Annotated in this window: 20 protein-coding genes, 2 tRNA genes and 1 other RNA gene; 11 read left to right on the top strand and 12 right to left on the bottom strand. The window is 56.9% G+C overall.

What is annotated here, in order from left to right:
* Positions 1-50 precede the first annotated feature (50 nt).
* On the bottom strand, positions 51-1,520 hold the full coding sequence (locus CMQ96_RS14750) for a PLP-dependent aminotransferase family protein (protein ID WP_082237414.1): 1,470 nt from the start codon (positions 1,518-1,520) through the stop codon (positions 51-53).
* Between the two features lie 134 nt (positions 1,521-1,654).
* On the opposite strand from CMQ96_RS14750, the gene CMQ96_RS14745 reads away from it, so the two are divergent.
* Positions 1,655-2,131 carry a GNAT family N-acetyltransferase gene (locus CMQ96_RS14745; protein ID WP_004134978.1) on the top strand — a complete coding sequence of 159 codons (477 nt, stop codon included), beginning with the start codon at positions 1,655-1,657 and terminating at the stop codon, positions 2,129-2,131.
* Positions 2,132-2,191: 60 nt separating this feature from the next.
* Here CMQ96_RS14745 and pgl read toward each other — a convergent pair whose 3' ends face one another.
* Positions 2,192-3,187 (bottom strand): 6-phosphogluconolactonase, encoded by a 996-nt coding sequence (gene pgl, locus CMQ96_RS14740; RefSeq protein WP_049090105.1) that lies wholly within the window; start codon positions 3,185-3,187, stop codon positions 2,192-2,194.
* Positions 3,188-3,408: 221 nt separating this feature from the next.
* Here pgl and CMQ96_RS14735 point away from each other — a divergent pair, with 221 nt between their 5' ends.
* The gene (locus CMQ96_RS14735) at positions 3,409-4,227 is read left to right on the top strand and encodes a pyridoxal phosphatase (RefSeq protein ID WP_004134981.1); all 819 of its coding nucleotides are present in this window, start codon (positions 3,409-3,411) and stop codon (positions 4,225-4,227) included.
* Here the strand turns inward: CMQ96_RS14735 and modC are convergent, their stop codons facing one another.
* The 4 genes from modC to CMQ96_RS14715 form a co-directional block, all read right to left on the bottom strand.
* Entirely contained in the window at positions 4,228-5,286 is a 1,059-nt protein-coding gene (modC, locus tag CMQ96_RS14730) for a molybdenum ABC transporter ATP-binding protein ModC (protein ID WP_098066979.1), read from the bottom strand.
* A gap of 2 nt (positions 5,287-5,288) precedes the next feature.
* Positions 5,289-5,978, bottom strand: a complete 690-nt coding sequence (modB, locus tag CMQ96_RS14725) for a molybdate ABC transporter permease subunit (protein ID WP_098066978.1) — start codon at positions 5,976-5,978, stop codon at positions 5,289-5,291.
* On the bottom strand, positions 5,978-6,751 hold the full coding sequence (modA, locus tag CMQ96_RS14720; protein WP_024360159.1) for a molybdate ABC transporter substrate-binding protein: 774 nt from the start codon (positions 6,749-6,751) through the stop codon (positions 5,978-5,980). The genes modB and modA overlap by 1 nt, the downstream gene beginning before the upstream one ends.
* Positions 6,752-6,894: 143 nt before the next feature.
* The gene (locus tag CMQ96_RS14715; protein ID WP_004134988.1) at positions 6,895-7,044 is read right to left on the bottom strand and encodes an AcrZ family multidrug efflux pump-associated protein; all 150 of its coding nucleotides are present in this window, start codon (positions 7,042-7,044) and stop codon (positions 6,895-6,897) included.
* Positions 7,045-7,197: 153 nt separating this feature from the next.
* Between CMQ96_RS14715 and modE the strand changes: the two genes are divergently transcribed.
* The 7 genes from modE to gpmA all read left to right on the top strand — a co-directional run bounded on the left by modE (position 7,198) and on the right by gpmA (position 15,076).
* Entirely contained in the window at positions 7,198-7,986 is a 789-nt protein-coding gene (gene modE, locus CMQ96_RS14710; RefSeq protein ID WP_024360160.1) for a molybdenum-dependent transcriptional regulator, read from the top strand.
* A 67-nt stretch (positions 7,987-8,053) separates the two neighbouring features.
* Positions 8,054-9,529: a molybdate ABC transporter ATP-binding protein ModF gene (gene modF / locus CMQ96_RS14700; protein WP_098066976.1), complete on the top strand. Its 1,476-nt coding sequence runs from the start codon at positions 8,054-8,056 to the stop codon at positions 9,527-9,529.
* A 205-nt stretch (positions 9,530-9,734) separates the two neighbouring features.
* Positions 9,735-10,751 (top strand): UDP-glucose 4-epimerase GalE, encoded by a 1,017-nt coding sequence (galE, locus tag CMQ96_RS14695; protein WP_024360162.1) that lies wholly within the window; start codon positions 9,735-9,737, stop codon positions 10,749-10,751.
* A 9-nt stretch (positions 10,752-10,760) separates the two neighbouring features.
* Complete coding sequence (gene galT / locus CMQ96_RS14690; protein ID WP_024360163.1) at positions 10,761-11,807, top strand: galactose-1-phosphate uridylyltransferase; 1,047 nt, start codon at positions 10,761-10,763, stop codon at positions 11,805-11,807.
* Between the two features lie 2 nt (positions 11,808-11,809).
* Entirely contained in the window at positions 11,810-12,958 is a 1,149-nt protein-coding gene (galK, locus tag CMQ96_RS14685; protein WP_024360164.1) for a galactokinase, read from the top strand.
* Positions 12,952-13,995 carry a galactose-1-epimerase gene (galM, locus tag CMQ96_RS14680; protein WP_098066975.1) on the top strand — a complete coding sequence of 348 codons (1,044 nt, stop codon included), beginning with the start codon at positions 12,952-12,954 and terminating at the stop codon, positions 13,993-13,995. The genes galK and galM overlap by 7 nt, the downstream gene beginning before the upstream one ends.
* Positions 13,996-14,323: 328 nt before the next feature.
* Positions 14,324-15,076 carry a 2,3-diphosphoglycerate-dependent phosphoglycerate mutase gene (gene gpmA, locus CMQ96_RS14675; protein ID WP_004100351.1) on the top strand — a complete coding sequence of 251 codons (753 nt, stop codon included), beginning with the start codon at positions 14,324-14,326 and terminating at the stop codon, positions 15,074-15,076.
* Positions 15,077-15,145: 69 nt separating this feature from the next.
* Here gpmA and aroG read toward each other — a convergent pair whose 3' ends face one another.
* Positions 15,146-16,198 (bottom strand): 3-deoxy-7-phosphoheptulonate synthase AroG, encoded by a 1,053-nt coding sequence (gene aroG, locus CMQ96_RS14670; RefSeq protein WP_004134998.1) that lies wholly within the window; start codon positions 16,196-16,198, stop codon positions 15,146-15,148.
* A gap of 315 nt (positions 16,199-16,513) precedes the next feature.
* Here aroG and CMQ96_RS14665 point away from each other — a divergent pair, with 315 nt between their 5' ends.
* Together CMQ96_RS14665 and zitB are read left to right on the top strand one after the other, a co-directional pair.
* Positions 16,514-16,885: a YbgS-like family protein gene (locus CMQ96_RS14665; RefSeq protein WP_004135000.1), complete on the top strand. Its 372-nt coding sequence runs from the start codon at positions 16,514-16,516 to the stop codon at positions 16,883-16,885.
* A 118-nt stretch (positions 16,886-17,003) separates the two neighbouring features.
* The gene (zitB, locus tag CMQ96_RS14660; protein ID WP_004135002.1) at positions 17,004-17,948 is read left to right on the top strand and encodes a CDF family zinc transporter ZitB; all 945 of its coding nucleotides are present in this window, start codon (positions 17,004-17,006) and stop codon (positions 17,946-17,948) included.
* On the opposite strand, the gene pnuC is transcribed toward zitB, so the two are convergent.
* From pnuC to CMQ96_RS14635, 5 genes are all read right to left on the bottom strand, one after another.
* A complete protein-coding gene (pnuC, locus tag CMQ96_RS14655) occupies positions 17,945-18,664 on the bottom strand; it encodes a nicotinamide riboside transporter PnuC (protein ID WP_049086250.1) in 720 nt (239 codons plus the stop codon). The two genes, zitB and pnuC, sit on opposite strands and share 4 nt — an antisense overlap.
* Before the next feature lie 35 nt (positions 18,665-18,699).
* On the bottom strand, positions 18,700-19,743 hold the full coding sequence (gene nadA / locus CMQ96_RS14650; RefSeq protein WP_024358773.1) for a quinolinate synthase NadA: 1,044 nt from the start codon (positions 19,741-19,743) through the stop codon (positions 18,700-18,702).
* Positions 19,744-20,044: 301 nt separating this feature from the next.
* Positions 20,045-20,170: non-coding RNA, RtT sRNA (locus CMQ96_RS14645), on the bottom strand.
* A gap of 29 nt (positions 20,171-20,199) precedes the next feature.
* A tRNA-Lys gene (locus tag CMQ96_RS14640) sits at positions 20,200-20,275 on the bottom strand.
* Between the two features lie 35 nt (positions 20,276-20,310).
* Positions 20,311-20,386, bottom strand: a tRNA-Lys gene (locus CMQ96_RS14635).
* Position 20,387: the final 1 nt, after the last annotated feature.

The raw sequence follows: 20,387 nt of genomic DNA, 5'->3' as shown, positions 1-20,387 counted from the left end.
CGGCACTCAACGTTATTCATCCCGAGGAAAAGACCGCCGATATCACTGCGCTACAGCACTCCGGCCAGGCGGCGAACGCCGTCGAGCAGCACCTCTGGCGGATGGTTGGCAAAACCGAATAAAACCCCCTCGCGCGACATCGGCCGCTGGCAATATCGCTCAAAACTCTGCACGCCTAAACCGATCTGGCGCGCCTTAGCGACGACCTCTTTTGCCTTTAGACCATCCGCTAACCAGCAGACGATATGCACTCCCGAATCCGTTGGATGCACCCGCATGCGCCCGGCAAAATAGCGCTCAATCGACGCCTCCAGCGCGCTTTTTCGCTCAAAACAGGCTTTACGGATACGACGAACATGGCTGGCATAGTGTCCCTCGCGGATAAAACGCGCCAGAACGGCCTGTTCCAGATATCCGCTACAGAGATCGGTGTAATATTTCGTCATGGCGAACTGTTCGCGCAAATGCTCAGGGACCACTAAAAAACCCAGACGAAACTCGGGGTACATCATCTTAGAAAAGGTACCGGAATAGATGACCCGCTGATGTTTATCCAACCCTTGCAACGCCTGTAAAGAGCGGGCGGCATAGCGGAATTCGCTGTTGTAATCATCTTCAAATATCCAGGCCCGATTGGCTTGCGCCCATTCCAGCAAAGCAAGCCTTCTTGGCAGGCTAAGCGTTCCACTGAGCGGGAACTGATGCGACGGCGCGGTATAGACCAGCTTAGCTTGCGGGTAATGACGTATTCCATCCTGAATATCCATGCCTTCACCGTCAACGCGAACGGGCCGGACCACCGCTCCCCGGGCGGCGAATGCGCCGCGCGCGCCATTATAGCCGGGATCGTCGAGCCAGACTTCATCGCCCTTTTCCAGTAAAACCTGAGCGGTAATGGCCAGCGCCTGTTGAATACCATTGACAATAATAACCCGATCTTCATGGCAATTTACGCCGCGCGTCGCCTGAATATAGTGGCTAATCGCCTGTCGTAAAGGTAGATATCCATAAGCCGTGGCGTGCGCCCCCAGCTCGCGGCGCGATTGCCGCCAGACGCGCCCCAGCAGCCGCCCCCATAACGCATGCGGGAAGAGATCGGTACAGCCGATACCGACGGCAAAAACCTGACGCATTTCACCGCTCTCTTCCCTCTCGGACCATGATGGCAGCAATGCGGCAACGTCAGGATTAAGCGGCCCTGCGGCGGCTATTGCCGTTTCCGGCTGTGGCGACGATTCATACTCGCTAATGACGCTATCCGGAATATGTTCGCAGACAAAGGTGCCCGCGCCCTTACGCGTCACCAGATACCCCTCATCCATCAGGCGGTCAAAACCAGAGATAACCGAATTCCTGGAGATCGCCATCATCTCTGCCAACGCCCGGCTGGAGGGAATTTTTGAACCCGCCGTTAAGCGCCCATCCAGAATCGCGTTACGCAGGGCGTGATACACCTGATCTTTGATAACGCCGCGCGGGAGCAACAGTTCCTGAAACAGCGGTGCAATAGGTTTTGGCATAGAGGCAATGGCGATCGTTAAGCTAAAAGTGGACCCTATAAATATACATAAAGTGTCACTTTTTAGGAACCAGAAGAGCGCCTACCATAGCGGCAGGTAAAGACCATCCCGGTTTATAAAAGTAAGGAACCGCCATGAATAGCCAAAATAGCGACGTTAATCACGGGCAAATCACCCTCCTCCCCGCAGCTGATAGCGACTTTGCCCAGTGGCTGCCGCTGTGGAAAAGCTACCAGACGTTTTATCACGTCGACATTCCGGAGGAGGTGACGCGCCTGACCTGGAGTCGGTTTTTAAATCCGGTCGAACCGATGTTTTGCGCCGTGGCAAAACGTGAGGGAAAGATAGTAGGATTCGTTCATTATCTCTTCCACCGCTCCACCTGGGCCGAAAGCGACTATTGCTATCTGGAAGATTTATTCGTTGATCCGGACGTCCGGGGTCAGCATATCGGTAAACAACTGATTGAGTACGTTCAACGGCAGGCGCGGAAACGCCATTCGGCCAGCCTGTACTGGCATACGCATGAGACCAACCTTCGGGGCCAGCGTCTATATAACTGGGTCGCGGAAAAAAGCGGCATGATTGAGTATCGTATGCGGGTGAAGTAGCCCTTTCGTCAGGCGTAAAAAAACCTCGCCGCGGCGAGGTTTCTGTCACGCACGGCGGGTTTAGTAAGCGTTTACCACCACCCACATTGGGCCCTGGCCTACGGCATAGCGCCCTTTTTCCTCTAGCAGCCCCTGCTCGCCTTCGATTTCATACACCGCGATATGATGCGACTTCTGACCGGCGGCGATCAGATATTTGCCGCTATGATCGAGGTTAAAGCCGCGCGGCTGGGTCTCGGTATTCTGATAACCTTCAATCGACAGCACGCTGCCGTCTTCCGAGACGCTGAAGATGGTGATAATGCTGGCGGTACGATCGCAGGCGTAGAGGTGACGGCCATCCGGGGTCAGATGGATATCCGCCGCCCAGCGCACGCCGGCGAAATCAGGCGGCATCATGTCCAGGGTCTGTACGCACTCGATTTTGCCGTGCGGATCTTTCAGCTCCCAGACGTCAACGGAGCTGTTCAGTTCGTTGACGCAGTAGCCGTACTGCTGGTTCGGGTGGAACACCATATGACGCGGGCCTGCGCCTTCAACGGTGGTCACTTCAGCCGGCTCCTGCTCTGCGAGAAAACCGTCGTCGCTCAGGGTAAACAGGCAGATACGATCCTGCTTCAGCGCCGGCACCCACAGGGTGCGATTGTCCGGGGAGATATTTGCCGAATGGCAGCCTTCCAGCCCTTCGACAACCGCCACCGCTTCTCGCGGCAGGCCGTCCACCAGCGGCGTGACGCTCACGCAGCCTGCGTTATAGGACGCGCTAAACACAAAGCGCCCCTGATGATCGGTAGAAATATGCGTTGGGCTACCCGGCAGCGGGGCTTCGCCAGCGAAGGTCAGGGCGCCGTTATCGGGCGCAATGCGGTAGGCCAGTACGCGAAACTCCGGACGCACGCCGACGTAGAGATACTCTTTGTTCGGGCTCACCACCATCGGCTGGACCTGCCCGGGGGCATCGACAACCTGCACCAGGGTCAGTTTCCCCGCAAGATCCAGATCCCAGACGTGGATCTGCTGGCTTTCCGGGCTGGCGGTATAAACGGTTTGTTTCATGAATACTCCTTCCTCACTGCACGTGGAAATTTCATTTTTCAGACTAACGGCACCCTGAAAAACACAATATGCATACACCATGCTATTCAGGTTGCCTCCTCGCAGCCTGAAAGATCAAGTGTATCGGCTCTTTAGCGGTAGATGCTGAAAAGTTTGCCCGAATGGCGCAGCGGTGTACCATCATAGCCTGCTAACTTTTCATCATTAACCGGAAACAACACATGACCTCACGCGTGATTGCCCTGGACTTAGACGGCACCCTACTCACCGGCAAAAAAACCATTCTCCCCGCCTCGCTCGACGCGCTGGCACGCGCCAAAGACGCGGGATATCAGATCATCGTCGTCACCGGTCGACATCACGTCGCTATCCATCCTTTTTATCAGGCGCTGGCTCTGGATACACCTGCAATTTGCTGTAACGGCACTTATTTGTATGATTATCATGCAAAAAAGGTTCTGGAGTCCGATCCTATGCCGGTAGACAAAGCCCTGAGCCTGACCGAAATGCTTAACGAGCACGCTATTCACGGTCTGATGTACGTCGATGACGCCATGCTGTATGAGCAGCCGACCGGGCACGTTATCCGCACCGCCAACTGGGCGCAGTCACTGCCCGTCGAGCAGCGTCCGGTGTTCACTCAGGTCGATTCTCTGGCGCAGGCGGCCCGTGAAGTCAAGGCCGTGTGGAAATTCGCCCTGACCGATGAAGACACCGCAAAACTACAGCGCTTTGCCCAACATGTTGGTCAGACGCTGGGTCTGGAATGCGAATGGTCGTGGCACGATCAGGTGGATATTGCCAGGGAAGGCAACAGCAAAGGCAAACGCCTGGCCCAGTGGGTCGCGTCGCAGGGGCTGTCGATGCAGGATGTTATCGCTTTCGGCGACAATTATAACGACCTCAGCATGCTGGAAGCCGCCGGTACCGGCGTGGCGATGGGCAACGCGGTGGAGGACGTCAAAGCGCGCGCCAACGTCGTGATCGGCGAAAACGAGACCACCAGCATCGCCGACTACATCTATCGCCACCTGTTGTAATCAGGCGGCTATCGACACGCTTTTTATCTGCGCATACAGCCGCTGGCCTGGGACAACCCCCAGCTCATCACGAGCCCAGGGGCTGATGCGCGCCCATAGCGTACGGCCGCTAATCTCCAGCCTGACCTCAACCTGGCCATGGCTTTCAATACACTGCATGACCTGCGCGGGCAAAATGTTGCGGATACTGGTTTGCTGAGTGGGCTGCAGCACCAGAGAAACGTCCGAGGCCTGAATGCGGATCCGCGCGCTTTCGCCCTGCGGCCTGTCGAGCCGGTTGACCCATATCTGCCGATCGCCCAGCGCCAGCGCGGTCATGGCATACCGCGGATGCTGAGCGGCGACGGTTACGTTCAGGATAGTGCTTTGCTGATCCTGGGGAAGCCAGGGGTGCATTACGCTACTGCTCCACACCTCTTCCAGGCAACCAAAGGCTTTGACTTTCCCCGCTTCCAGCACCAGGACGTTATCCGCCAGATGCTGAATCTCATCCAGAGAGTGGCTGACGTACAGCATCGGGATATTGATTTCGCGCGCCAGACGCTGCAAATAGGGCAATAGTTCGCGCTTGCGCGGGATATCCAGCGACGCCAGCGGCTCATCCAGCAGCAGCAGTTCCGGGGCGGTAAGCAGCGCCCGGCCAATCGCCACCCGCTGTTTTTCTCCGCCGGAGAGACCGCCCGGCAGGCGGTCAAGCAGCGGCGCAATGCCGAGCAGCGCCACCAGCTTGTCAAACTGCGCCGCCATATTCTTCGCCATGCCATATTGCAGATTGCCGCGCACCTTATAATGCGGGAACAGGCGAGCGTCCTGAAAAACGTAGCCAATGCGGCGCTTTTCCGGCGCCAGGCAGATACGTTTTTCAACATCATTAAGCACTCTGCCGTTAAGCACGATGCGCCCCTGCTGCGGGCGCGTCAGGCCGCTAATGGCGTTAATCAGCGAGGTTTTACCCGCGCCTGAGACGCCGAAAACCGCGGTGATGCCGCTGGCGGGAAGCGTCTCGCGAATTTGCAGGCAGTGGGTGCCCAGCGTCTGGCTAAAGTCGAGTTCGAGCATGATTATTTCCCCATCTGCTGACGGCTAAGGCGGGCCAGCCATTCGGAAATCAGCAGCGATACCAGCGCCAGCGCAATCGAAATCAGGCATAAACGCGCGGCCGCGCCTTCGCCGCCGGGAGTCTGAATCAGGGTATACATTGCCGAAGGGATGGTGCGCGTTTCCCCAGGAATATTGGCAACAAACGTGATGGTGGCGCCAAACTCGCCCAGCGAGCGGGCGAAAGCCAGCACGGTGCCGACGATAATGCCGGGTAGCGTCAACGGTAGCGTAATCGTGAAAAACACCCGCCAGCGGCCAGCGCCGAGGGTACGCGCCGCCTGCTCAAGCTTGATGTCGACCCCTTCCAGCGCGAGGCGAATGGCCCGCACCATCAGCGGAAAGGACATCACCGCCGCCGCCAGTACCGCGCCGCGCCAGCTAAACGCTAAGCTCAGACCAAACCAGTCGTACAGCCAGCTGCCGATAAAACCCCGTCTTCCCATCGCGATCAGCAACAGATACCCCACCACCACCGGCGGTAATACCAGCGGCAGGTGGAGAAGGCTATCGAGCAGCGCTTTACCGGGAAAATCCCGGCGAACCAGCAGCCAGGAAAAAAAGATGCCAAAAGGCAAGCTCAGTAACACCGCCAGGGATGAGACTTTCAGGCTCAGCAGTACCGCCTGCCATTCAGGATCGCTTAAGAACATTAGTGGGTAGAAAATCCGTAACGTTTAAAGATGGCGGAAGCTTCCGGCCCTTTAAGATAGTCATAAAACGCGCTGACCGTGGCATTTTTATGCCCGTCGACGATGGCCAGCGGATATTCCACTTTCTTATGGGAATCTTCCGGGAAGGTACCGACAACTTTTACGCCCTTGCTGGCGACCGCATCAGAGCCGTACACGATCCCCAACGGCGCTTCGCTGCGCTCAACCAGAGCCAGCGCGCCGCGCACGTCTTCCGCCGGAGCCAGCTTCGGCGACAGCGTCTCCCAGGCACCCAGCTTTTGCAGCGCTTCTTTCGCATAGATGCCGGCCGGCACGTGCTCCGGGTCGCCAACGGCCAGACGACCGCCTTTCAGCAGGCTGGTCCAGTCGGTTTTATCATTAATACTGATATCGCCCTGAGCGCTGGCCTTCGGCGCCACGACCACCAGGCTATTGCCGAGCAGCGTCGCGCGTGATGCGGTATCAATGCTTTTTTTCTCGACCGCGTAATCCATCCATTTCTGGTCGGCGGAGATAAACAGATCCGCCGGCGCGCCCGCTTCAATCTGTCGCGCCAGGGTCGATGAAGACGCAAAAGAAGAGACAACATCAACGTTCTTCTCTTTCTTATACTCTTTAGCGATATCCTGCATGGCGTTGGTGAGCGATGCCGCGGCAAAAACCGTCACCTTGCCCTCTTCCGCCAGCGCGTGACCCGCAACGGAAAACGTTAACGTTGCCCCAGCGATAAAGCGTAACCATTGACCTGTCATCTGAAACTCCCGTCGGTTCGTTATGTAGTAGACAATATAACGATAGCGCTAAGATTTTCCCAGCGAAAATTAGGGGTAATCAGTAACGGCTCAATGGAGGGGGGACAAATAAAAACGCCCGGGAGAACCGGGCGCGGGGGAAATCAGTGGTTTTGCGGTCTGCTGTCTTTATGACCGGCTCCGGAGAAGAGGTTAAACACTTCGCCCAGCCCGTAAATCAAGCCCAGGATGATAGCCATCACCACAGGGACCATGACTACGGCAAAAACCAGACTTTTCAATAGCTCTAACATGGTTGGCTCCAGAAAGTACGGATAGTTTATTGTAACTAATTCAGCCGGAAAAACACGCCCCATTTGTGCGGTGCCTCACTGGCCACCGTGAGAGATGCATCTTGCAAGATGACCGCTATCGGTCACAATACTCTTTTTCATCAGGATATGATTATGCAGGCTGAAATCCTTCTTACCCTCAAATTACAGCAGCGCCTGTTCGCCGATCCCCGCCGTATCGCCCTGCTGAAACAGATTGACCAGACCGGCTCAATTAGCCAGGGGGCAAAAAACGCGGGCATCAGCTATAAAAGCGCATGGGATGCGATTAATGACATGAATCAGCTCAGCGAGCAGCCACTGGTCGACCGTGCAACCGGCGGCAAAGGCGGCGGCGGCGCGGTCCTCACCCGCTACGGGCAGCGGCTGATTCAGCTTTACGACCTGCTGGCGCAGATTCAGCAGAAAGCGTTCGATGTCCTGAGCGATGATGATGCCCTTCCCCTCGACAGCCTGCTGGCCGCCATTTCGCGATTCTCTCTGCAGACCAGCGCGCGCAACCAGTGGTTCGGCACCATTACCGGCCGCGACCATCAGCAGGTCCAGCAGCACGTTGAAGTCCTGCTGGCCGATGGGCAAACCCGCTTTAAAGTCGCCATTACCGCCCAAAGCGCCGATCGTCTGGGCCTTGCTGAAGGCCAGGAAGTATTAGTGCTGCTCAAAGCGCCGTGGGTCGGCATGACCCAGGATGCGGCCCTGGCGCAACAGGCCGACAACCAGCTGGCCGGACGTATCACCCACATCGAACGCGGGCCGGAGCAGTGCGAAGTGCTCATGGCGCTCCCGGATGGGCAGAGCCTCTGCGCCACCCTGCCGCTGGAACAGACGCGCGATCTGGCGGAAGGGGCGGAGGCGATAGCATATTTTAACGCCGATCGCATCATTCTTGCCACGTTGTGCTAACGGCATTGACATTGCGCTCGCGAAGACGTATCCCTGAAGTACATCGCTGCAAAAAGTGGGATACACAATGTCATTGTTGCAAATTTCGCAAGGCACGTTTCGTCTTAGCGATACCAAAACGTTAAATATTGAACACCTCAGCGTGCGGGCTGGCGAAAGCTGGGCTTTCGTCGGCAGCAACGGTAGCGGGAAGTCGGCGCTTGCGCGGGCGTTATCCGGCGAGCTGACCCTGCTAAGCGGGCAGCGCGAGTGCACCTTCTCGCGCATCACCCGTCTCTCTTTTGAGCAGCTGCAAAAGCTGGTCAGCGATGAGTGGCAGCGTAACAACACCGATTTGCTCAGCCCGGGAGAAGAAGATACCGGGCGCACGACGGCGGAAATTATCCAGGATGAGTTTAAAGACGCCACCCGCTGCGCTCGCCTTGCTGAACAATTTGCCATTAGCCACCTGCTCGAGCGCCGCTTTAAATACCTCTCTACCGGTGAAACGCGCAAGACCCTGCTGTGCCAGGCGCTGATGGGCGATCCCGACCTACTTATCCTTGATGAGCCGTTCGACGGCCTCGATGTCGCCTCGCGCCAGCAGCTCGCCGAGATGTTGGCCAGGCTGAACGACGAAGGTATCGCCCTTGTTCTGGTTCTCAATCGTTTCGACGAGATCCCGGTGTTCGTGCAGTATGCCGGGGTGCTGGCGGACTGCGTGCTGAGCGAAACCGGCGAAAAGCAGGCTCTGCTGCAGCAGGCGCTGATTGCCCAGCTCGCGCATAGCGAAAAGCTTGACGGCATGACGCTGCCAGAACCCGACGCCCCCGCCGCGCGCCTTGCGCTAGACAGCAAAGCGCCGCTCATCGTGCTAAACGACGGTCTGGTTTCTTACAACGACCGCCCGATCATTAATCGCCTCAGTTGGACGGTCAATCCCGGCGAGCATTGGCAGATCGTCGGCCCTAACGGCGCCGGTAAATCGACGCTACTCAGTCTGGTCACCGGCGACCATCCCCAGGGATACAGTAACGATCTGACCCTGTTTGGCCGCCGCCGCGGCAGCGGTGAAACCATCTGGGATATCAAAAAACATATTGGTTACGTCAGCAGCAGCCTGCACCTTGAATACCGCGTCAGCACCAACGTGCGTAACGTGATTCTCTCGGGCTACTTCGACTCGATCGGCATCTACCAGGCCGTTTCCGATAAGCAGCACAAGCTGGTGCAAAACTGGCTGGATATTCTGGGTATCGACCAACGCACCGCCGACGCGCCGTTCCACAGCCTCTCCTGGGGGCAGCAGCGGCTGGCGCTGATCGTCCGCGCCCTGGTCAAACACCCGACCCTGCTGATTCTTGATGAACCGCTACAGGGGCTGGACCCGCTCAACCGTCAGCTGGTGCGTCGCTTCGTTGATGTGCTGATTAGCGAAGGGGCGACGCAGCTGCTGTTTGTCTCCCATCACGCCGAAGACGCCCCGGACTGCATTACCCACCGTCTGGCCTTTGTGAGGAGTGGAGACGGTTACACTTACCAGCAGGGTCCGCTGCAAAATTAAGCCTGTACAGGGGTCTGCGGATCCCTGATTTTTTCAGAATAATAGCTATCACACACCCCATCACTCTGTTTTTACAATGAAAAAACCAAAATGGCCCGATTGGAAATTTTAGTGTAAACGATTCCACCAATTTGGCCTGTGTCACACTTTTGGCTTCTTTGGTATGCTATCTTCTTCTCACACGATAAGCCTATTGGAGCGAATCATGAAAGTACTGGTTACAGGTGGTAGCGGTTACATTGGAAGTCACACCTGCGTTCAACTGCTACTGCAGGGACACGAAGTGATTATTCTCGACAATCTCTGCAACAGTAAACGCAGCGTACTGCCAATCATTGAACGTCTCGGCGGGAAAAGCGCCACCTTTGTCGAAGGCGACATTCGTAACGAAGCGCTGATGACGGAAATCCTTCACGATCACGCTATTGAAGCGGTGATCCATTTCGCCGGCCTGAAAGCCGTCGGCGAATCCGTCGCCAAGCCGCTGGAATACTACGACAACAACGTGACCGGCACACTGAAACTCGTTTCCGCCATGCGCGCCGCGGGCGTGAAAAACTTTATTTTCAGCTCCTCCGCCACCGTGTACGGCGACCAGCCAAAAATCCCTTATGTCGAAAGCTTCCCGACCGGGACTCCGCAGAGCCCGTACGGTAAAAGCAAGCTGATGGTCGAGCAGATCCTCACTGACCTGCAAAAAGCGCAGCCGGAGTGGAGCATCGCACTGCTGCGCTACTTCAACCCGGTCGGCGCGCATCCGTCGGGCGATATGGGTGAAGATCCGCAGGGCATCCCGAACAACCTGATGCCGTATATCGCGCAGGTCGCGGTCGGCCGTCGTGAATCGCTGGCGGTATTCGGCAACGACTACCCAACCGAAGATGGCACCGGCGTGCGCGACTACATTCACGTGATGGACCTGGCCGACGGCCACGTCGCGGCGATGGAAAAACTGGCTGATAAAGCCGGCGTGCATATCTATAACCTTGGCGCAGGCGTCGGCAGCAGCGTGCTCGACGTGGTCAACGCTTTTAGCAAAGCCTGCGGCAAACCGATTAACTACCACTTCGCGCCGCGCCGCGAAGGCGACCTCCCGGCCTACTGGGCGGACGCTGAAAAGGCCGATCGCGAGCTGAACTGGCGCGTGACGCGCAACCTTGACGAAATGGCGCAGGACACCTGGCACTGGCAGTCCCGTCATCCGCAGGGTTATCCAGACTAAGGAACCTTCATGAGCGTATTTAACCCCGTCGACCATCCACATCGTCGTTATAACCCGTTAACCGGGCAGTGGATTCTGGTTTCTCCGCATCGCGCCAAGCGCCCCTGGCAGGGGGCGCAGGAAACGCCGGCAAAACAGAGCTTGCCCGCGCACGATCCGGACTGTTTCCTGTGCCCGGGTAATACCCGCGTCACCGGCGACAAAAACCCGAACTACACCGGTACGTTTGTTTTTACCAATGACTTTGCGGCTTTGATGACCGATACCCCAGACGCCCCGGAAAGCGACGACCCGCTAATGCGCTGTCAGAGCGCCCGCGGCACCAGCCGGGTCATCTGCTTCTCGCCAGACCACAGCAAAACGCTGCCGGAACTGAGCGTAGAGGCGCTGGAAGGCGTGGTTAAAACGTGGCAGGAGCAGACCGCCGACCTTGGAAAAACCTACCCGTGGGTGCAGGTTTTTGAAAATAAAGGCGCGGCAATGGGCTGCTCCAACCCGCACCCGCATGGCCAGGTGTGGGCAAACAGCTTTCTGCCTAACGAGGCGGAACGCGAAGATCGTCTGCAAAAAACGTACTTCACCGAGCACGGCGCGCCGATGCTGGTGGATTACGCGCAGCGCGAATTAGCCGACGGTAGCCGCACCGTCGTCGAGACCGAACACTGGCTCGCGGTGGTCCCTTACTGGGCGGCGTGGCCCTTTGAGACGCTGCTGCTGCCGAAAGCGCACGTACAGCGCCTGACTGATTTAACCGACGACCAGCGCAGCGACCTCGCGCTGGCGCTGAAAAAACTGACCAGCCGTTACGACAACCTGTTCCAGTGCTCATTCCCCTACTCGATGGGCTGGCACGGTGCGCCGTTTAACGATGAAGAGAATAATCACTGGCAGCTGCACGCGCATTTTTATCCGCCGCTGCTGCGCTCCGCGACGGTGCGCAAATTTATGGTCGGCTATGAAATGCTGGCCGAAACCCAGCGTGACCTGACGGCCGAGCAGGCCGCCGAACGTCTGCGCGCTGTGAGCGACGTCCATTTTCGCGAATCCGGAGTATAACCATGAGTCTGAAAGAGAACACCCAAGCCCTGTTTGCTGAGAAATTTGGCTATCCGGCCAGCCATGTTATCCAGGCCCCAGGCCGCGTTAACCTGATCGGCGAGCATACCGACTATAACGACGGGTTCGTACTGCCCTGCGCCATTGATTACCAGACGGTCATCGCCTGCGCGCCGCGCGACGATCGTACCGTGCGGGTGATTGCCGCCGATTACGCCAATCAGACCGATGAATTCTCTCTCGACTCGCCGATTACCAGCCACGATACCCAGCAGTGGTCGAACTATGTTCGCGGCGTGGTTAAGCACCTGCAGCAGCGGAATAACGCTTTCGGCGGCGCAGATCTGGTGATCAGCGGCAACGTGCCGCAGGGCGCCGGATTAAGCTCCTCGGCTTCGCTGGAAGTCGCCGTCGGCACCGTGTTCCAGCAGCTGTACCATCTGCCGCTCGACGGCGCGCAGATCGCGCTGAACGGCCAGGAAGCGGAAAACCAGTTCGTCGGCTGCAACTGTGGCATTATGGACCAGCTGATCTCCGCGCTCGGTAAAAAAGATCATGCCCTGCTAATCGACTGCCGCACCTTAGGAACGAAAGCGGTGTCGATGCCGAAAGGCGTGGCGGTAGTGATTATCAACAGTAACTTTAAGCGCACCCTGGTCGGCAGCGAGTACAACACCCGCCGCGAGCAGTGTGAGACCGGCGCGCGTTTCTTCCAGCAGCCCGCCCTGCGCGATGTGACTCTACAAGAATTCAATGCCGTCGCCCACGAGCTTGACCCGGTGGTCGCCAAACGCGTTCGCCACGTGCTGACCGAGAACGCGCGCACCGTAGAAGCCGCCGCCGCGCTGGAAAAAGGCGACCTGCAGCGGATGGGCGAACTGATGGCGGAATCTCACGCTTCCATGCGCGATGATTTTGAAATCACCGTCCCACAGATTGATACCCTGGTGGACATCGTCAAGGCGACCATCGGCGATAAAGGCGGCGTACGCATGACCGGCGGCGGTTTCGGCGGCTGTATCGTTGCGCTGGTGCCGGAAGATTTGGTCGATACCGTACAGCAGGCCGTTGCCAAAGAGTATGAAGCGAAAACCGGTATCAAAGAGACCTTCTACGTCTGCAAACCGTCTCAGGGAGCTGGACAATGCTAAACCCAACAACGGAGCTGGCGCCGGACGGCCAGCCGTGGAATCTTCTCACCCTGCGTAACGACGCAGGCATGACGGTCACGGTGATGGACTGGGGCGCGACGCTGCTCTCCGCGCGCGTGACGCTGGCTGACGGCAGCGTACGCGAAGCGCTGCTCGGCTGCGCGAACCCTGGCGACTATACCCGACAGGCCGCCTATCTCGGCGCCTCCGTCGGCCGTTACGCTAACCGTATTGCCAACAGCCGCTTTACCCTTGATGGCCGCACCGTCAATCTGACGCCTTCCAACGAGGCGGGGCATCAGCTGCACGGCGGTCCGGAAGGTTTTGACAAGCGCCGCTGGCAGATTGTCAGCGCCGACGATCGTCACGCGCTGTTTTCACTCTCATCCCGCGATGGCGATCAGGGGTTCCCCGGTAATCTGACGGCAACGGCGCGCTACCGCCTGACCGACGATAACCGGATAGCCATCGAATATCGCGCCACCGTTGACCAGCCGTGCCCGGTGAACCTGACCAACCACGTCTATTTTAACCTCGATGGCGTGCAGAGCGACGTGCGTAGCCATAAGCTGCAAATCTTTGCTGATGCGTATCTGCCCGTTGAGAGCGATGGTATTCCGGGAGGCGATTTGCAAAACGTCACCCTGACCAGCTTCGATTTCCGCACGCCGAAGGTGCTGGCGGACGACTTCCTGCGCGATGAAGACCAGCAGAAAGTGAAAGGTTACGACCACGCCTTTCTGCTCCAGGCGCTGGGCGATGCCAAAAGCCCGGCGGCCCACGTCTGGTCGCAGGATGAAAAGCTGCAGATGACGGTCTATACCTCCGCGCCGGCCCTGCAGTTCTACTCCGGCAACTATCTCGCCGGTACGCCGTCGCGCACGGCGCAGCCGTACGACGACTGGCAAGGCCTGGCCCTGGAGAGCGAGTTTCTGCCGGATTCGCCAAACCATCCGGAATGGCCGCAGCCGGATTGCGTGCTGCGCCCCGGCGAAGAGTACGTCAGCCTGACGGAATATCAGTTTATTACGCAATAATCCCCCGCCCTCCCGATGGAGGGCTTTTTTTATCCTTTCGCTGAAAATTACGCCACTTACAGACAAAAACATAACCTCTGTTTTACAAGCACCTTACACTGAGCGACTATTTTCGCTATGGTTAGGGATAAGCATTGCCGTGAGGTAAATCACGGCAATATAATGAGAATAGTTATCAATCAATAAATATATACACTACCGCATTCGGGTCGCATCAAGGCGGCACATGAGCGAATCCTGGCAGCATAGTCAACTATGTCGCCAGGGTGAGTAAAAGTAGCCAACGAGGAAGCGGCGCGAAGGATGACGTGTATTGAGGAGTAAGTGTATGGCTGTAACTAAGCTGGTACTCGTTCGTCACGGCGAAAGCCAATGGAACAACGAAAACCGTTTCACCGGTTGGTATGACGTTGACCTGTCTGAAAAAGGCGTGGGTGAAGCAAAAGCGGCCGGTAAGCTGCTGAAAGAAGAAGGCTTCAGCTTCGACTTTGCTTATACCTCTGTGCTGAAACGCGCCATCCACACCCTGTGGAACGTGCTGGACGAACTGGATCAGGCCTGGCTACCGGTTGAGAAATCCTGGAAACTGAACGAGCGTCACTACGGTGCGCTGCAGGGTCTGAACAAAGCGGAAACCGCTGAAAAATATGGTGATGAGCAGGTTAAGCAGTGGCGTCGCGGCTTCGCGGTAACGCCGCCGGAGTTGACTAAAGACGACGAGCGCTATCCGGGCCACGATCCGCGCTACGCAAAACTGACCGACGCAGAACTGCCGACGACCGAGAGCCTGGCGCTGACCATCGACCGCGTCGTACCGTACTGGAACGAAACGATTCTGCCGCGTCTGAAAAGCGGTGAGCGCGTGATTATCGCCGCTCACGGCAACTCCCTGCGCGCGCTGGTGAAATACCTCGACAATATGGGCGAAGCAGAGATCCTCGAACTGAACATCCCGACCGGCGTACCGCTGGTGTATGAGTTCGACGAGAACTTCAAGCCTATCAAACATTACTATCTGGGCAACGCCGACGAGATCGCCGCGAAAGCCGCGGCCGTAGCCAACCAGGGTAAAGCGAAGTAATTTTCGCGGGATGTAAAAAAAGCGTGGAGCTATCCACGCTTTTTTTTATTTTGAGACTCGGCGTAAAGCTTAGCCGCGACGCGCTTTTACCGCATTCGCCAGCTGACGAAGAAGCGTATCGGTATCTTCCCAGCCAATACAGGCATCGGTAATGCTTTTGCCGTAGGCCAGCGGCTCGCCGCTGTCGAGACTCTGATTGCCTTCCACCAGATGGCTTTCGATCATCACGCCCATAATCGACCGCTCGCCGCCGGCAACCTGCTGGCATACGTCTGCGCCGACCTCCATCTGCTTTTTAAACTGCTTGCTGGAGTTGGCGTGGCTGAAATCGATCATGATCTGAGCGGGCAGGCCTGCTTTCGCCAGACCGACCTTCACTTCGGCCACGTGCTGCGCGCTGTAGTTCGGCTCTTTACCGCCGCGCAGGATAATATGGCAATCGCTATTACCGCTGGTATTCACAATCGCCGAATGCCCCCATTTGGTCACCGACAGGAAACAGTGCGGCGCGCCGGCGGCGTTGATAGCGTCAATCGCGACTTTGATGGTTCCATCAGTGCCATTTTTAAAACCTACCGGACAGGAGAGGCCGGAAGAGAGCTCGCGATGCACCTGTGACTCAGTGGTACGCGCGCCAATCGCGCCCCAGCTCATCAGGTCGGCAAGATACTGCGGGGTGATCATATCGAGGAACTCCCCGGCCGCAGGCAGACCGCTGTCGTTAATATCCAGCAGCAGCTTACGCGCGATCCGCAGGCCATCGTTGATGCGGAAGCTATTATCCATATGCGGATCGTTGATCAGCCCTTTCCAGCCCACGGTGGTGCGCGGTTTTTCAAAATAAACGCGCATCACGATTTCCAGCTCCCCTTTAAGCTCCTCGCGAAGCTTGAGCAGGCGTTCGGCATACTCTTTCGCCGCCGCCGGATCGTGGATGGAGCACGGGCCAATCACCACCAGCAGCCGATCGTCGTTACCTTTCAGGATCTGGTGGATCGCTTTGCGCGCATGCGCAACGGTATTGGCGGCATTTTCGGTAGCAGGGAATTTTTCCAGGAGCGCAACGGGAGGTAATAATTCGTTGATCTCTTTAATGCGTAAATCGTCGTTCTGATAATTCATCTTATTTCCAGCGTTGCCATACTTATCTAGTTAATTGCAATCCCTCCAATCTATCTCTTCGGTCAAAAAGTGTAAACATGATTTTACAGTAGCGGCAGAATATTCCTGGAAATAGGCTAAAAAACGCCATAAAGTCGCGGAATAATGGCCACAAGCTATAATTTTTAACTGTTAGAACTTAATTTTCTTTAGCATTCAGCATTATATATTAATGCCGTTCGCTAATACCGAAGCTTAAACCACAACGAGTAGAACCTCCGGCAAATGCACTGTTGGAAGAGGTAATCCGATAAATCGACATAACAGGAGCATCCAATGAAAATGAACAAGCTAACCAGTCTTCTCCTCGCAGCAACCCTGGGTCTGGCCAGCGGCGCGGCGCTGGCTGCCGATACCGGCGCGCAGTCGAATAACGGGCAGGCCAATTCAGCGGCAGACGCGGGTCAGGTCGCCCCCGACGCGCGTGAAAACGTGGCGCCCAACAACGTCGATAACGGCAAGATCAACTCCGGTTCCACTGATACCGGCGGCACAATGCTCCACCCTAACGGCTCGACCATGAACCATGACGGGATGTCGAGCGATGAAGTGCACAAGAACTCAATGTGTAAGGATGGCCGCTGCCCGGATACCGATAAAAAAGTCGGCCAGGAAGACGCGACAAAAACTGATGGTACCACGCAGTAATCAAGGTGGGATGCCAGCGTTAAGGAGAGCTAAGGCTCTCCTTTTTTCATTTTATTCACCCCAAAACGCGAATCATGTCATAAAGTAATCATCAAAATAATAATGTAGGGATGTCACCATGGGGCAATCGCACTCGCATCGTTCTCCACCATCCGCCGAAGATAAGAATGCCCGTCGGCTGCTGCTGGCGTTCTGCGTCACGGCCGGATTCATGTTGATTGAGGTCGCAGGCGGACTCATTTCAGGTTCGCTGGCGCTGCTGGCCGATGCCGGACATATGCTGACGGACGCCGCGGCGCTGCTGTTCGCCTTTCTGGCCGTGCGTTTCGCCAGTCGCCCGCCCAACGCCCAACACACCTTTGGCTGGCTGCGCCTGACGACCCTTGCGGCCTTCCTCAACGCCATCGCCTTAGTGGTCATTACTATTTTGATCGTCTGGGAGGCCATTCAGCGCTTTCATCATCCGCAGCCGGTTGCCGGTAAAACCATGATGATCATCGCCGTTGCCGGGCTGCTGGCCAATATTCTGGCCTTCTGGATCCTGCATCGCGGCAGCGAGGAGCGTAACCTCAACGTGCGCGCCGCCGCGCTGCACGTGCTGGGGGATTTGCTCGGTTCGGTTGGCGCCATTATTGCCGCGATAGTGATCCTCACCACCGGCTGGACGCCTATCGATCCTATTCTGTCCGTGCTGGTGTCGTGCCTGGTTCTGCGCAGCGCCTGGCGTCTGCTGCAGGAGAGCGTCAATGAACTGCTGGAGGGCGCGCCGCGTTCGCTTAACGTCGACGCATTAAAACGCGATTTGCGCCGCTCGATACCGGAAGTTCGCGACGTACACCACGTTCATGCCTGGCTGGTAGGAGAAAAAACGGTGATGACGCTGCACGTGCAGGTGGTACCGCCGCACGATCACGACGGTCTTCTGGACCGGATCCTCGACTTCCTGGAGCATAAGTATGAGATTGAACATATTACGGTGCAGATGGAGTATCAGCCCTGTAGCGGCCCGGAGTGCCGTCTGAACATGACGCACGCCGGGCATGGACATCATCACCACCATTAACGGGAAAACGCGTGAGAGCCGCGCTCACGCGCGCTGTTAATCCACATGCGGCTGCCGTTGAGCGCGATAAATGTCAGCAGCAGGTATTCGAGCGACATCGCATAGACGCCCTGCAGGGCGAAAATCACCACGCTAATGACGTTTATAATCACCCACAGCAGCCAGTTTTCGACATATTTGCGCGTCATCAGAATCATCGCTACGACGGAGAGCACCATCATGCAGGAGTCCCAGAACGGGAAGGCGTCCGGCTGCAGCTCCGGCATGGCGACCTGCAGGCCCAGGGTTTGCATCAGCGCCACGGCAATCCGCGTCAGAAACGCGAACACCGGGTTAATAAATATCGTCATCAGGCCAATCGCCACCACGCAGGCCGCCAGCCAGCCTAACGCTTTCGGCAGCGGTAGCCAGCGGATTTGCAGTTCCGCCTGGTTATCACTAGTTTGCCGCGACCAGGCGTACCAGCCGTAGACGTTGGCCGCGAAGAAAAAGATCTGCAGCAGAAGGCTGGCGTAGAGCTGGATCTGAAAGAAGATAATGGCAAACAGCGTGACGTTGATCAGCCCGAAGGCATAGTTAGCGATCTTCTCCAGGCTCGCCAGCCAGATGCACAGCAGGCCAGCGACGGTGCCGACCGCTTCAATCCACGACAGGTCATATCCCCCGGCGCCAATTGGTATATGCACTAATATGTTCTGCGTACTAAAAAAATCCATCTTATCCCCAGAGCGTTCTGTAACGCAGTAATGATCTATCCCCGAAGTGTAGCCGCAAAATCGAGCATTCTGTTTAGCGGAACCAGCGCCCCGGTCCGCAGCTGCTCATCAACATGAATTTCATGTTCAGCGCCCCCCTTCTCCAGCGCTTCAGCAATCGCCTGCAGGCCGTTCATCGCCATCCATGGACAGTGCGCGCAGCTCCGGCAGGTTGCCCCTTCGCCTGCCGTGGGCGCTTCCAGCAGCTCTTTTTCCGGTACCGCCTGCTGCATTTTGTAGAAAATACCGCGATCGGTGGCGACGATGAGCTGCGTGTGCGGCAGCGTTTTAGCGGCATTGATCAACTGGCTGGTTGACCCCACCGCGTCAGCCATATCAACAATCGCCTGCGGTGATTCCGGGTGAACCAGCACCGCGGCCTGGGGATAAAGCGCCTTCATTCTTGCCAGCGCTTGAGTTTTGAATTCATCATGAACTATACAGGCGCCCTGCCAGCACAGCACGTCGGCGCCGGTCTGTTTTTGCACATAGCTGCCTAAATGGCGGTCCGGCGCCCAGATGATTTTTTCACCCAAGCTATCAAGATGCTCAATGAGTTCCACGGCGATGCTCGACGTCACAACCCAATCGGCGCGCGCCTTGACCGCCGCTGAAGTATTGGCGTAGACCACGACCGTACGATCCGGATGAGCGTCGCAGAAAGTGCTAAACGCCTCGATCGGACAGCCCAGATCGAGCGAACACTCCGCATGCAGCGTGGGCATCAGGATGGTTTTTTCCGGACTGAGGATTTTTGCCGTTTCTCCCATAAAGCGCACGCCGGCAACCAGCAGCGTTGAGGCGGAATGTCGGGCGCCGAAGCGCGCCATCTCCAGGGAATCTGAGATACAGCCGCCGGTCTCTTCGGCCAGTTGCTGGATTTCGGGGTCGGTGTAGTAATGAGCCACCATCACCGCATCGCGCTCGCGCAGCAGGCGTTTAATTTTTTCACGATAAAAGTGCTTCTCATCGCGGTTTAACGGCATTGGCTTCGGAGGAAAAGGGTAAATCGCCGCTTCCGGGTCAAACATTACGCTCATCTTGCAGTCTCGTTTCGCTGGCTTAACTTTCAGACCGTGATAATGCCTGCAGAGAGGTATTAGTCGGCCATAGTGTTTTATATGCTAAACAAGATAGCCGATTGTGCGGAAAATGTCGTGAGGAATTTTGCCCCTCAGGGAGCAGGAGCATTTCCCGGAGGCGATGCTGCGCATCTGTCCGGGCTACCGGCCCGTGCACGGGTGCGCACAACGATAAGATGGAATAGCGCAGTATGGGAAGGTTGTAATATTTAAGCGAAGGCTGGATAGCAAAAAAGCGCCGCCAGCGCCATTTTTACATTGGTGGGTCGTGCAGGATGACTCGCTTCGCTCGCCCTTCCGGCCGTCGCCGCGGGCGGCTCCGTTGTCTCTCTTCGTTCGACTCAAACCTGCGGCAGGTTCGAATCTTGGATATCGCAGATAGCAAAAAAGCGCCTTTAGGGCGCTTTTTTACATTGGTGGGTCGTGCAGGATTCGAACCTGCGACCAATTGATTAAAAGTCAACTGCTCTACCAACTGAGCTAACGACCCCTTGCGGGTTTACTGCTAACTGGAACGATTCAGGATGGTGGGTCGTGCAGGATTCGAACCTGCGACCAATTGATTAAAAGTCAACTGCTCTACCAACTGAGCTAACGACCCG

The sequence above is a fragment of the Klebsiella sp. MBT K-1 genome, assembly GCF_002556465.1.
GTDB lineage: Bacteria > Pseudomonadota > Gammaproteobacteria > Enterobacterales > Enterobacteriaceae > Klebsiella > Klebsiella grimontii.
This window is presented reverse-complemented; position numbering and strand designations above follow the sequence as displayed.